This is a genomic window from Halpernia sp., assembly GCF_048269545.1.
In the GTDB taxonomy this organism is placed as follows: Bacteria; Bacteroidota; Bacteroidia; order Flavobacteriales; family Weeksellaceae; genus Halpernia.
The window spans coordinates 488,807-501,991 of record NZ_JBLXIJ010000002.1 but is presented as its reverse complement, the minus strand read 5'-3'; the positions used below and the strand labels follow the sequence as shown (position 1 = coordinate 501,991).

The 13,185-nt window shown below is 30.7% G+C and carries 9 protein-coding genes; 3 read left to right on the top strand and 6 right to left on the bottom strand.

From position 1 onward, the window contains the following. Window positions 1-198 precede the first annotated feature (198 nt). Window positions 199-2,529, top strand: coding sequence for an ATP-dependent helicase (locus ACN0WB_RS05545; protein WP_417429663.1), 2,331 nt, complete (start codon window positions 199-201; stop codon window positions 2,527-2,529). Window positions 2,530-2,814: 285 nt separating this feature from the next. On the opposite strand, the gene ACN0WB_RS05540 is transcribed toward ACN0WB_RS05545, so the two are convergent. Further along, window positions 2,815-4,260 carry an aminoacyl-histidine dipeptidase gene (locus ACN0WB_RS05540; RefSeq protein WP_417429661.1) on the bottom strand — a complete coding sequence of 482 codons (1,446 nt, stop codon included), beginning with the start codon at window positions 4,258-4,260 and terminating at the stop codon, window positions 2,815-2,817. Window positions 4,261-4,403: 143 nt separating this feature from the next. On the opposite strand from ACN0WB_RS05540, the gene ACN0WB_RS05535 reads away from it, so the two are divergent. Next, window positions 4,404-5,345, top strand: coding sequence for a L,D-transpeptidase (locus tag ACN0WB_RS05535; protein WP_417429659.1), 942 nt, complete (start codon window positions 4,404-4,406; stop codon window positions 5,343-5,345). On the opposite strand, the gene ACN0WB_RS05530 is transcribed toward ACN0WB_RS05535, so the two are convergent. The 3 genes from ACN0WB_RS05530 to ahcY form a co-directional block, all read right to left on the bottom strand. After that, a complete protein-coding gene (locus tag ACN0WB_RS05530) occupies window positions 5,346-5,870 on the bottom strand; it encodes a hypothetical protein (protein WP_417429657.1) in 525 nt (174 codons plus the stop codon). Beyond that, window positions 5,870-7,207 (bottom strand): PDZ domain-containing protein, encoded by a 1,338-nt coding sequence (locus ACN0WB_RS05525; RefSeq protein WP_417429655.1) that lies wholly within the window; start codon window positions 7,205-7,207, stop codon window positions 5,870-5,872. The genes ACN0WB_RS05530 and ACN0WB_RS05525 overlap by 1 nt, the downstream gene beginning before the upstream one ends. A 110-nt stretch (window positions 7,208-7,317) precedes the next feature. Further along, window positions 7,318-8,631 carry an adenosylhomocysteinase gene (gene ahcY, locus ACN0WB_RS05520; RefSeq protein ID WP_417429654.1) on the bottom strand — a complete coding sequence of 438 codons (1,314 nt, stop codon included), beginning with the start codon at window positions 8,629-8,631 and terminating at the stop codon, window positions 7,318-7,320. Window positions 8,632-8,934: 303 nt separating this feature from the next. Between ahcY and ACN0WB_RS05515 the strand changes: the two genes are divergently transcribed. Continuing rightward, on the top strand, window positions 8,935-9,546 hold the full coding sequence (locus ACN0WB_RS05515) for a 4'-phosphopantetheinyl transferase superfamily protein (protein WP_417429652.1): 612 nt from the start codon (window positions 8,935-8,937) through the stop codon (window positions 9,544-9,546). Window positions 9,547-9,676: 130 nt separating this feature from the next. Here the strand turns inward: ACN0WB_RS05515 and ACN0WB_RS05510 are convergent, their stop codons facing one another. Together ACN0WB_RS05510 and porV are read right to left on the bottom strand one after the other, a co-directional pair. Beyond that, window positions 9,677-11,929 (bottom strand): FUSC family membrane protein, encoded by a 2,253-nt coding sequence (locus tag ACN0WB_RS05510; protein WP_417429650.1) that lies wholly within the window; start codon window positions 11,927-11,929, stop codon window positions 9,677-9,679. Window positions 11,930-12,017: 88 nt separating this feature from the next. Continuing rightward, complete coding sequence (porV, locus tag ACN0WB_RS05505) at window positions 12,018-13,178, bottom strand: type IX secretion system outer membrane channel protein PorV (RefSeq protein ID WP_417429648.1); 1,161 nt, start codon at window positions 13,176-13,178, stop codon at window positions 12,018-12,020. Window positions 13,179-13,185 lie beyond the last annotated feature (7 nt).

Below are 13,185 nucleotides of genomic sequence, written 5' to 3'. Positions count from 1 at the left end.
ATAAGGCAATTGCCGTATTTTTTATAAATTAAAAAATATTTCACAAACAAAAACGCACTGAAAGCAAAAATTAAATAAACATTAAATAGTAAATTTTCTATGAAATTTCACGCTTTCCAAATTGCGTATTACTATCTCAAAATCCAAAATTCCAATATTTAATCCTTATTTTTGTAACATAAAATTTCAAAAAATTAAATGGATTATCTAAAAGGATTAAATGAGCCACAACTTGAAGCTGTAACTACTTTGCAAGGTCCATTAATGGTTCTTGCAGGAGCGGGTTCTGGCAAAACACGCGTTCTCACTATGAGAATTGCGCATCTCATTACCAATCTTGTAGATCCGTTTAATATTTTAGCTTTAACTTTTACCAATAAAGCCGCGAAAGAAATGAAAGAGCGCGTTGCAAAAGTGGTCGGACAAAGCGAAGCAAGAAGTTTGTGGATGGGAACTTTTCATTCAGTTTTTGCCAGAATTTTAAGAAGTGAAGCGCATTATATTGGTTTTCCCTCAAATTTTACAATCTATGATTCTCAAGATTCTTTAAATGTTTTAAAAAAAGTAATTAAAGAATTAAACATCGATTCAGATTTATATAAAGCCAAAAAAGTTTTATCAAGAATTTCGCAGTATAAAAATAATTTAATTACTGTAAAAGCTTATTTCAATGACCCAGAATTATTAGAAAATGATGAGCGCGCTAATCAAAAACACATTGGAATAATTTATCAAAAATATGTAGAAACTTGTTTCAAAAATGGAGCGATGGATTTTGATGATTTGCTTTTACGAACCAACGAATTATTGACAAGATTTCCAGAAGTTTTAGCAAAATACCAAGACCGTTTTCGTTATATTTTGGTTGATGAATATCAAGATACAAATCATTCTCAATATTTAATCGTGAAAGCATTGGCTTCCAAATTTGAAAATATTTGCGTGGTAGGAGATGATGCACAATCCATTTATTCTTTCCGAGGTGCAAATATTTATAATATTTTAAATTTTAAAAAAGATTATCCAGACGCAGTTACAGTTGCTTTAGAACAAAATTATCGTTCCACACAAAACATTGTAAATGCAGCAAATGTGGTAATTTCTAAAAATTTACAGCAGTTTAAAAAAAATGTTTTCAGTCAAAATGAAGTGGGTGAAAAAATAAAAGTTTACAGGAGTTTATCAGATGCAGATGAAGCCTCTTTTGTAGCGTCAAATATTTGGGAACTTCACAATTCTGAGCAAATGGGTTTTGATGATTTTGCCATTCTTTATCGAACCAATTCGCAAACTCGTGCGTTCGAAGATAGTTTAAGAAAAAAAAATATTCCGTATCGAGTTTATGGGGGATTAAGTTTTTATCAAAGAAAAGAAGTGAAAGATTTGGTGGCTTATTTGAGACTTTTAGTCAATCCGAATGACTCTGAAGCTTTGTTTAGAATAATTAATTTACCCACGCGCGGAATTGGAGAATCCACTCAGAATAAATTAATTGTTTTTGCCGATTCTCAAAATATTTCTGTGTCTGAAGTTTTAAATAATCTCGGAAAATTTGCGCCAACTTTACAATTAAACAACGGCATTATTACCAAACTTTCAGATTTTTGGGCGATGATAAAAGCCTTCCAAGTGATGTTGAAAGATGAAAATGCTTACACCGTTGCGATGGAAGTGGCGAAAAGAAGTGGATTAATTAAAACTTTAAAAGACGACCAAACACCGGAAGGAATTTCGCGGCTAGAAAATATTCAGGAATTGATGAATTCTATGCAAGGTTTTATTGATGAACAAATTCAAATAGAAGATGGAGATCCAAGTTTGTCCAATTTTTTAGAAAACATCGCACTTTCTGCAGATACACAAAAGGATAAAAAAGATGATGATTCGCCGAAAGTTTCATTAATGACGATTCATCTTTCTAAAGGTTTAGAATTTCCAGTTGTGCATTTGGTTGGTTTAGAAGAAAATCTTTTCCCAAGTTTTATGAGCAGTTCTACGCGCGAAGAATTGGAAGAAGAGCGAAGATTATTTTATGTAGCTTTGACTCGTGCGGAAAAAAGAGCGTTTTTTAGTTATGCAATTTCCAGATTTCAATGGGGAAAAATTACAGAAGCAGAACCTTCAAGATTTTTGAGTGAAGTAGATTCTGAATATTTAGAACTCATAAATCCTGCAATTGAAAGTAGATTTGTGAATCACTCCGGTTTGCGTTCTAATATTTTTGATGATGCACCAACTGAAAACCGTTTTTTCAAAAAGAAAGAGCCAAAAAAATCTCTAAACAGAGACGAACCTGCAATTATTTCAAAAAATCTAAAACCAGTTTCTACGGCAAAAATCATTAATCCAAGTGGAAGTTCTTCGCAAGATATTGAAGTGGGAGATAAAGTTCGTCACGACCGTTTTGGAGTGGGAGAAGTTCAGTTTTTAGATGGAACAGATCCGCAAAATATTAAAGCAAAAGTGGTTTTTCAGCATGAAGGCGAGAAAAATTTAATTTTGAAATTTGCGAAATTGACGAAAATTTAAATACTTTTAAACCAAAAAAGTCACAAAAGTTTTCTGTGTTAAAACGTTTTACTTAATACATTTTAAAGTTCAAAAAATTAAACAGGATTTTGACGTTCTGACGAAGGAAGAATCTCACCATTTAAAAGATTCTTCATTTTACTTCGTTACATTCAGAATGACATTCCGAAATTAGAAAATTAATTTATTTTGATGAGGAAAAAAATTCAATTAAAAACAAAAAAATTCAGCAAATTAATTTGCTGAATTTTTATTTAAAACGTAGTTTTTGTAAAATCTAAAATCTCAATTCTTCTCCGGAATATTCGCTAAAATTTCTTTTAAAAATTTCCAGAATTTTTGGGTGGAAGAAATACTCGCGCGTTCGTCTGGTGAATGCGCGCCACGAATGGTTGGTCCGAAAGAAACCATTTCCATTTCCGGGTAATTTGCACCAATAATTCCGCATTCTAAACCTGCGTGACAAGCTACAACAGAAGGTGTTTCTCCAAATTGTTTTTTATAAATTTCAGTCATTATTTTTATAATTTCCGCGCCAGGTTTTGGTTTCCAACCTGGATAAGAACCAGCAAAATCAACATTCATTCCCGCCAATTCAAAGACAGATTTTAATTGATTGGCAACAGCTAATTTATTTGATTCTACAGATGATCGGGATAAATTCATAATTTTCAAATCACCATTTTTCAGTTCAACTCTTGCAATATTATTAGAAGTTTCTACCAAATCTTTTACATCCGGTGACATTCTGTAAACGCCATTATGAGCTGCATTGAGAGCTAAAATTATTTTTCTTGAATCTCCTTCAGAAATAGCTTTGTCAGGAGAAGTTGCGTTTTCAATATTGATTTGTAAATCTTTTTCAATTGAAGCAAATTCTTCTAAAATATCTGCTTTTAATTGAAGTGCTTTTTCAATAAACTCTACAGAATTTCTTACGGAAAAAACAGCATTTGCTTCTCTCGGAATGGCGTTTCTTAATCCACCGCCATCAATTGAAATTAATTGAATATTTTCTTTTTCTAAAGCCGAAAATAGTAATCTTCCTAAAATGACATTTGCATTTCCAAATCCTTTGATAATGTCCATTCCAGAATGACCGCCTTGTAATCCTTTCACTACAATTTTTACAATTTGTCCGTGAGAATCTTCCAAATTATAATTTTGAGACGCTGTTACATCAACTCCTCCTGCACAACCAATATCAATTTCATCATCTTCTTCAGTATCGAGATTTAATAAAATTTCACCATGAAGTTGATTGGGTTTTAAACCAATTGCTCCTGTCATTCCTGTTTCTTCATCTATGGTGAAAAGTGCTTCCAAAGAAGGATGCGCTAAATCTTTACTTTCTAAAACAGACATAATCGCGGCAACTCCCAAACCATTGTCCGCGCCTAATGTGGTGCCTTTTGCTTTTACCCAATCGTCTTGAATTTCCATTTGAATTCCTTGCGTTTCAAAATCAAAATTGATATCGTTATTTTTTTGACAAACCATATCCAAATGTCCTTGCATTACGATTGGTTTACGATTTTCCATTCCAGATGTGGCTGGTTTTTTAATGATGACATTTCCAGTTTCATCTACTCGGGTTTCTAAACCTAAATTTTCGCCAAATTTTTTCATAAATGCAATCACACGTTCTTCTTTTTTAGAAGGTCGGGGAACACTGTTTAAGGCTGCGAAATTTTTCCAAATTACTTTGGGTTCAAGTTGAGTAATATCCATATTCTTATTTCTTTTCCCAAAGATACAAAGTATTAAGTTTTTTCTTAGTTAAAGAAAATCTAAATTTGAGCTTTATTTTTAAATTTTTCCTTTAATAATAAGTTTTTTGGTACTCTTTTTGAAACTTATGAAAAAACTAATTAATGAAATTTAATTTAAATAAATCTTCAATTATTTTTGTGCTGTCTTTTTTATTTCTTTTTATAATTCAATGTAAAAAAGAGAAAAAACCCACAACGGAAGAAACTCCTACAAAAGAAGAGAAAGTAGATTCTGCAAAACAGGATTCCATTAGAAAAGATTCTATTGAAAAAGCTCATATAAAATTTTCTGCTTTTATTTTCCCAAAGAAAAAAAGAGATTCCGCCATGTCGGTTTTTAAAGAAAAATATTCTGAACAAGAACGTTATACTATTTTAGCTTTAAATAGATTAGATGAAAAAAACAGTTGGAGAGCAGATACTTTGATAATTCCAAATAAATTTTATGACAATTTTTTAAAATATTCTCCTTTTCCAGCGCAAGTTGATTTGCTTAAAAAGGTAAAGAAATTTGTTTATTTTTCTTATCCCATTCAAGCTTTTGCAGTTTATGAAAATGGCGATTTAAAAAAATGGGGACCCACAAGTTTGGGAAAAAAATCGGCGAAAACTGCGACTGGATTACATTTCACCAATTGGAAAAAGAAATTAGCAATTAGTACAGTTGATTCTGATTGGAAATTACCTTATAATGTGAATATTGCAAATCGATTAGGAATTGGATGGCATGAATATGATTTGCCCGGATTTCCAGCGTCACATTCTTGTTTGAGATTGTTAAAAAATGATGCAGAATGGATGTATAGTTTTGCAGAACAATGGGTTTTAACCGATAACGGAAATACTGTAAAAGCAAATGGAATCCCTGTAATTGTTAATGGCGATTATAATTGGGGCGGAGAAAGACCTTGGTTAAAATTATTAAATAATTCTACGGGTAATCAAATTTCTGAAAAAGAGTTAGCAAAAAATATTCATCCATTTATTGAGAAAATTTTAGCGGAACAAAAGAATAGAGAAAAAGTGCTCTCTGAAATGCAATAATTATTTTTTTGTTTCTAAATGTAAGCTAGATTCTACTGCGAAATTCCGGAGTTCCTTCATTTCTTGTTTTCCTTTTTTGCGACCAATTCTTCCAATGAAATAAGTAATAAAAATAAAAAATAAAAATAGTATTGAAGCGGGAAAAGACCAAGAATAACCATCTTGTTTTATTTGTTTTGCAACATAAAAAAGCGTGAAACAAACCATCCAAGATATACCGAAAATGAAATAAAGAAACATAAAAAAAGTCCATACTGAAGAACTTGGTCCGAAAACGCCGCAAATTATTGTAATATTTTTTTCCGAATCAAACTCTGTTCTTAAAGAAAGAAATGGTTTCCAATATGGGTTTTCTTTTGTTTTTACACTAATTGTTGCGGTTTCACTGTTGATGTTTCCAGAAAAACGTGATTCATTACTATTTAAAAATTCTTTTAAATGTAAAGCATATTTTTCTTTTGTTGTCTCGGTGAAAATTTTAAATCTCGGCCGAGAACGGATTTGATCAAAAGTAGTTTGTTCCATTATTGGTCTTCGTAAGGAATTGGATCTTCTAATGTAAAACTAAATTTTAAAATTTCAAACTTACGCTTAACTTCTAAATTTATTTTTCTGCCTTCGGTGGATTTTAATAATTCAAAAATATCTTGGAGTGTAAAATCTGCGGCTTTTTTATTGTTTATTTTCAAAAGTAAATCGTCTTTTCTAATTCCTGCTAAAAATGCAGGTGAATCTTTTCTACAAGCTGCAACGGAATAAATTGGTTTTAAAGTAAATTTGTATTGAAAAGAACTGCTAGAATTGTAAGCTTCTTTCGCACCTCTCATATCGGTTTTATTTTCCGTATTTACTTTTACCAAATCTTTATCCCATTCCATTCCATCGTGTTTAATGTCTAAACCACTCATGTTAAAGAGAAATGGTTCATGAAAATTCCTGTTTTTTTTAAGATAAATCTTTGAGTTTGGATAATCGAAAATAACAGTAAAACGGCGCATCACTTCGTTTCCTATGGAACCTTTTCTATCTTTAGCTAAATTTAAATGTTGAATGGAATATTCATCGGGCATTGCGGTAAGTGGTTTTTCTAAATTAAAATTCCCGATGGATAATTCCTTAATTCTACTTCTTTTACCATAAATATCACCATTAAAACCCCTTCCAAGATAATCATCAATATTGGGTCTATTGTACACAAAATCTTTTATAAGTTTTGGAAAAAGCCACATGGCATCACTATTTCCTAAATCTATAAGAAGTTTTGAGGGTTTTGCTTCATTGGTCATTTTTACAGAAGCAGTCATATAAGGTTTTTTATCTTCTACAGAAATTTCAAAACCATCAAATTTTCTTTTTTTTCTGTTGTAATAATTATCATCATTAAAAACGGTAATTTTTTTTGAAACGTAATCAATTTGTATGGGATGATTTTTAAAGAAATGATAACCAATTATTCCATTCACCGGAATTCCTACGTGGGAAGAAAAATTAAATTCTTCATTTAAAATTAAATAAATAGTGTGAGAATTATCTTCAAAATCTTTTCCAATTTTTACATCATTTTTCACAGATTTTAAACCAGAAATTTCTTTATTATCACCCAGACCAGAAAATTTTACTTTTTCAGTATTTTTAAAACTGACTTCTTTATCTTCTAAGCTAAAAAGAATAGTTTCTGCAACGCCTGAATCTAAAAGGAAAGTAAGATTTACACCATTTACATTTAGGGGAATAAAAATTAAATTATTAATTAATTGAAAATGAATTACTGTTTTTCTCCCAGAATTCACTTGAAAACCAGATTCTTGTGCAGAAAAAAAATGCAGAAATAAAAATGCAAAAAAGAGAAGCCGAATTTTCATTAATTGAAATTACAACTTTTTTTGAAATATTATACAAAAAAATCCGTCTCTTTTGGAGAGACGGATTTGTAAATTAATTGAAGAGAGAAAAAACAACGTTCTTCTAAAAATTAATATCTGTAATATTCTGGTTTAAAAGGCCCTTCAACTTCTACACCAATGTATTTTGCTTGTTCTGGCGTTAAAGTTTCTAGTTCTACACCTAATTTTGCAAGGTGAAGTTCAGCCACTTTTTCATCTAAATGTTTAGGCAACATATAAACTTCATTTCCATAAGCTTCAGAATTAGTCCAAAGTTCGATTTGAGCTAAAGTTTGGTTTGTGAATGAGTTACTCATTACAAAACTTGGATGACCTGTTGCACAACCAAGATTTACCAATCTTCCTTCTGCAAGAATAATAATATCATTACCATTAATATTATAGAGATCAACTTGTGGTTTAATTTCAGTTTTTGTGTCACCGAAATTTTTATTTAACCAAGCCATATCCAATTCATTATCAAAATGCCCGATGTTACAAACAACGGTTTTATCTTTCATTTTTTCAAAATGTTTTCCTTGAACAATGTTGTAATTTCCAGTTGTAGTAATTATAATATCTGCGTTTGCAACTACAGAATCTAATTTTTTTACTTCGTAACCGTCCATTGCAGCTTGAAGTGCACAAATTGGATCAATCTCTGTAACTGTAACAATTGAACCTGCTCCTTTAAATGAAGCCGCAGTTCCTTTACCAACGTCGCCATAACCGCAAACAACAACTCTTTTTCCAGCTAACATTAAATCTGTTGCTCGTCTAATTGCGTCAACTGCAGATTCTCTACAACCATATTTATTGTCAAATTTTGATTTGGTAACAGAATCATTTACGTTAATTGCAGGCATTACCAAAGTTCCATTTGCCATTCTTTCGTACAATCTATGGACTCCTGTTGTAGTTTCTTCAGAAAGTCCTTTAATATCTTTTGTTAATTCTGGGAATTGGTCAAAAACCATATTTGTTAAATCTCCACCATCATCTAAAATCATATTTAATGGTCTTCTATCTTCACCAAAGAAAATTGTTTGTTCTATACACCAATTAAATTCTTCTTCAGTTAAACCTTTCCATGCGTAAACTGGAATTCCTGCGGCAGCAATTGCAGCTGCAGCGTGGTCTTGTGTAGAGAAAATATTACAAGAACTCCATGTAACTTCTGCTCCTAAAGCAACTAAAGTTTCAATTAAAACCGCAGTTTGAATTGTCATGTGAAGACATCCTGCAATTCTTGCTCCTTTTAAAGGTTGAGAAGGACCATATTCTTTTCTGATTGCCATTAAACCAGGCATTTCTGCTTCAGCTAAAGTAATTTCTTTTCTTCCCCAATCTGCTAAATTGATATCTTTTACTTTATAAGGAACATATTTTGTTTGCGTATCCATTAAAAATTTTATTTTATTTATTAATAATCTGTGCAAATTTACGAACTAATAATTTCTCAGCCAAAATTTCAAATTAAATAATAAAAAACCCTACTATTAATTTAAAAATAGCAGGTTTTTTTTAAGCTATTTTCGTAAATAATTAATCTTTTTTATACTTAATAAAATTTATTGTTAATTTCGATTCGTTAGCTTTTAATGTTGCACAGGAACCATCATGAATTTTCATAAAAAATGATTTATCTATAATTTTTAATGATAATATTATTAAGTATTTTTGTGTCTCGAATCAATTTTTTAATAATGCCTCTTTTTAAAGATTTCTCAGATGACAAAGCCACCATTCTTATTTGGAAGTTTAGTGAAGGAGAAGATTTGAATTTTGAAATTTTATTAGAAGTTGAAAATTTAGAGAAAGTAAAAAATTATCATCCTACCAAAATTAAAGAAGCACTTTTAGTACGGAAAGCTTTAAAAAGTGTTTTGCCGAATCACAAAATTTTATACAAAGAGAGAGAACCATATTTGGATCCGAATGATTTTCATATTTCTATTACACATTCTTTTCCTTTCGCAGCCATTGCTATTTCTAAAGAAAAAATTGGAATTGATATGGAACAATTTAATCCGAAAATTTTAAGAATTGAGCATAAATTTCTTTATCCAGATGAAGCGAAATTTTTTCTGGAAGAGGAAAAGGTAGAATATTTAACTGTGATTTGGTCAGTAAAAGAAAGTCTTTATAAAATCCATCATTCTAATTATTGGTCTTTAAAAAGGAATTATAAAGTGGAAGCATTTGATTTGAAAAATTTAGATACAATTAAATGCAGAGTTTATGATGATGAAAATTGTGATCAATTTACGGCACGTGTTAGGTTTTTTGAAGATTTTTGTTTTACAATTGTGGATTAATTTAAACCACAAAGTCACAAAGTTTTTTTAACAAATAGGTTGTATTAAAGATTATAAATATTCGTCAGTTTTTTTGACTTCGTTAAAATAGTTTGAAAATAACTGTATTTTTTGTGAAATATTTTTGTTTTTAAACCGCAATAAAAGGTTGGAAATCTTTTAAAGCTTTTCTTTGTTCGCGGGCCACATCAGACATTAATTCTAAAAGTTCGGTAATATTATTGAGTTCGGCTAAATGTGAAATTTTCGTTGGATCTCGCCGGTCAGTTATTTCATTTAGTTCTAATTCTTGTTTTCTTTTGTTTAATAAAAATTCTATTTCATTTTCTGGGATTTCTAATTCTTTTTGATGAAATTCTGAAGAAACATTATTTAAAATATTTAAAGAATTTTGAAGTTCAGAACTTATTTTTTCTGTCCATTTCTGGGCATCTATTTCCGGATATTTTTTTAAATTCGTACCACTAAAATATTGAGATAATGATGCAGTATAAGCTGTAAATAAATGGGATGTGGTAACAAATTGGTGTACTTTTTCTAGTTTTTTTTGTTGGTTTTTGGGGTCAGAAAGCATACGCTGAAAATTATCGGAAAGATTGGCTAAAGAAACCAAAGCTGCTTTTCTATTGATTTTGAATTCTTGAACATTTTCTTCTGTTTTTTCAACTTCAAAATTCTGCATTACAGATTTGAAATATTTAATATTATCTTGAGTGGCGGCTTTCATTAAATCTAAATTTTGAGTGTGTTCCCAAACGGGTAAAACAAAATAAGAAACTAAATAAACTACAATTCCACCCACAAATGTGTCAAAAATTCTGTCTTTAAAAATCACATTAATATTTCCTGGTTTTAAGAAATTAAAGGCTAAGAAAACATAAATAGTAATAAAGAATACCGCCCAAAAATACTTTCCTTTTAAGAAACTGAATGCCAAAATCATACTTGTTAAAAGAAAAAAGAGTAAAATCCCGTTATTAGAAAATTGCCAAAGAAGATAATAGGAGAGAAGTGCACCGCAAAGTGTACCGAGTAATCTCACATAATTTCGATGTTTTGTAATACTATAATTTGGGCGAATTATTGCCACAATCGTAATCAAAACCCAATAAGCGTGACCAACCGGAAAAAAAGAAATTCTTGTAATTCCATAACCAATTAATAAAGCTAAAGTGACGCGAATTGCATGGCGAAATTGTTTGGAATTTAAACTTAAATTATTTCTAAAAACTTTGAAATTTAATTTTTCTTCTTTACTTAAAAATTGTCGTAAATCTAAACCAGAGGAAAGACTTTTTGCCAATTTTATATCTTGTGAAAATACTTTGTAAATATTTTTTATTTCTGAGCTGAGCTCGGTAATCCGCAGTAAAATCTGACGAAGTATCATAAAATTTTCTAAATTCTCCGCAGATAATTCTTTATTTCTATAATCGTAATAAGTGGTATAAAGCTTATCAAGCTCATCATCAACATTTGCTAAAGGTTTAGATTTTATACCAGATTGCAAATCAATACCAATATTCGTAATTTCTGCTGCTAAATTTAAAAGAAAAACATTCATTGCAGAGAGCACTTCTTGGTTTTTTAAATCTTGATGTAAAGTTTTATAATCACTTTCTGAAGTCATTAATTTTTCGTGTAAATCAATAGAATTTAAAAACATCAACATTAACAAACGACTTGTAGTTGTAGATTCTTTAATAATTTGCCGTGTTCTAAACACAGTTTCTCGAGTGTCTTCTTGAAGATTTTTTATTTTAATTTGATGAGTAATTATTTCATCAAAAATTATATCATATTTGGGATTTGGAAGATAAAGTTGCGCTCTAATTTTCAAATATTCTCCGAGCAAAATGTAATTTTCACCAATTTGTTGACTGGCTAATTTGTAAGGTTGCAAACGGGTAATAATTAAAAAGATTAAAACAAACCAAAGACTTCCGGCAAGAAATATACTTAAACTTTTTAAGGCATTATTTCCTGTGAGATGACCATCTATAAAAATTGCAAGAACAATTAAAGTTAACGAACCGACTGCAGATAAACGTTGTCCGTAAATCCCGATCATACTGAAAAAGAAACCAAAAACTAAAAGTTCAATAAAAATAAAAATGGGATTTCCTTTTGCTAAACCTGCAACTGCAGCTGCAATAAAAAAGCATAAAACCGCAAGGAGCATAGAATTTCTCCTACGAATAACTGGTCCTGGTTGATCTGTAAGACCAATAAAACTGGTTGCAAGTGGAAATAAAAATAATTCTTTTAATACACCAAAATACGCCAAAATAATACTTGGAAGAACTACCGCCAAAGTAACTCTTACCGCTGCATAAATGTATTGGCTGGTTACGAAACGTTTAAATTCTGAAGTATAAGACATTTAAAAAAAAACTTTTAACAAATTTAAACTTCTAAAACTAAAAAGAGTCTCGCAAAGGAGACTCTTTTTGAAATTTTTTAAAATTATTTTAATAATCCTGAGCGTTTGAAGTCTCATCACCAATCGTCCAAGTAAGTCCAAATCTTAAAGTATTATCTAAGGCTGAATTTATTTTGGAAGTATTTACTAAATAAGACATATCTAAACCGAAAGATTGATATTTCAAACCAATTCCGACAGTTGCATATTGTCTTCCGCCTTGTTCGTCACTTTCGTGGAAATAACCAGTTCTTAAAGAAAAAGCATTGTCATAAGTATATTCTAAAGCGCCACTTAACATTGTACTTTTTTTGTTACTAAAAGATTTACTAATTCCTTCAATTACACCAACATTTGGAACATCATAAACTGGATTTCCATTGACATCCGTTCCAGTAATTTCTGGACCAGGAACTAATAATTTTGATGCTTCCAGACTTACGCCCACTTTATTTAGATCATCAATATATAAATCATAACCTGCTCCAATTCTTGCTGTAGTTGGAAGATAAGATTTGGAATCGTCATTTCCCGTATAATCTAAACGTGGACCTAAATTCTGTATTGCAAAACCAGCTCTTGCTTGACCTTCGTAATCACCGAAACTTTGATGTTTTGGACTTAAAAAATAACCAGAAACATCTACTGCGAAAGAATTTGCCGGTTTTAAAGTATTATCAGAATTAAATCCGCCAGATAAATCTGATCTAATGTATCTTCCAGTTACCGCCATGGAATAATTATCCGTTAATTTTAATCCATACGCAACATCAATTGAAAATTCATTTGGTTTTGCGGTTCCTTCTGAAACCACTTCTGTTCCTACTAATTTAGTTAAATCTACAGAACCCATATTGAAGTAATAAATACTTGCAGAAATTGTAGAACGCTCTTCATCTCCCAAAAACTGGTGATAAGCGCCGTAAAGTAAAAAAACATCATTTGTTAATTTACTCATATGTGTGTAATTTACTCCGACTGAAGATGTAGAACGACTGAAAGGGTATTTTGCAGCATTCCAAAACTCAGAAAAGGCATCTGATGAGGTTGCAACACCTTGATCTCCCATTCCACCTGCGCGTGCGTCTGGAGAAATTCTAAGAAATGGAGCGCCTGTGAGAACAGGTCTTATGTCGTTTAAATTTTGTGAAAAAGCTGTAATACTTAATCCCAAAGTTACAGTCAATAAGAGTTTTCTATTTAAAATCATAGGTAAT

Bases quoted from the DNA above. Each gene is read 5' to 3' on its own strand.
- ACN0WB_RS05540 (WP_417429661.1), bottom strand. From the start codon at position 4,260: ATGGATATTACTCAACTTGAACCCAAAGTAATTTGGAAAAATTTCGCA.
- ACN0WB_RS05510 (WP_417429650.1), bottom strand. From the start codon at position 11,929: ATGTCTTATACTTCAGAATTTAAACGTTTCGTAACCAGCCAATACATT.
- ACN0WB_RS05545 (WP_417429663.1), top strand. From the start codon at position 199: ATGGATTATCTAAAAGGATTAAATGAGCCACAACTTGAAGCTGTAACT.
- ACN0WB_RS05515 (WP_417429652.1), top strand. From the start codon at position 8,935: ATGCCTCTTTTTAAAGATTTCTCAGATGACAAAGCCACCATTCTTATT.
- porV (WP_417429648.1), bottom strand. From the start codon at position 13,178: ATGATTTTAAATAGAAAACTCTTATTGACTGTAACTTTGGGATTAAGT.
- ACN0WB_RS05535 (WP_417429659.1), top strand. From the start codon at position 4,404: ATGAAATTTAATTTAAATAAATCTTCAATTATTTTTGTGCTGTCTTTT.
- ahcY (WP_417429654.1), bottom strand. From the start codon at position 8,631: ATGGATACGCAAACAAAATATGTTCCTTATAAAGTAAAAGATATCAAT.
- ACN0WB_RS05530 (WP_417429657.1), bottom strand. From the start codon at position 5,870: ATGGAACAAACTACTTTTGATCAAATCCGTTCTCGGCCGAGATTTAAA.
- ACN0WB_RS05525 (WP_417429655.1), bottom strand. From the start codon at position 7,207: ATGAAAATTCGGCTTCTCTTTTTTGCATTTTTATTTCTGCATTTTTTT.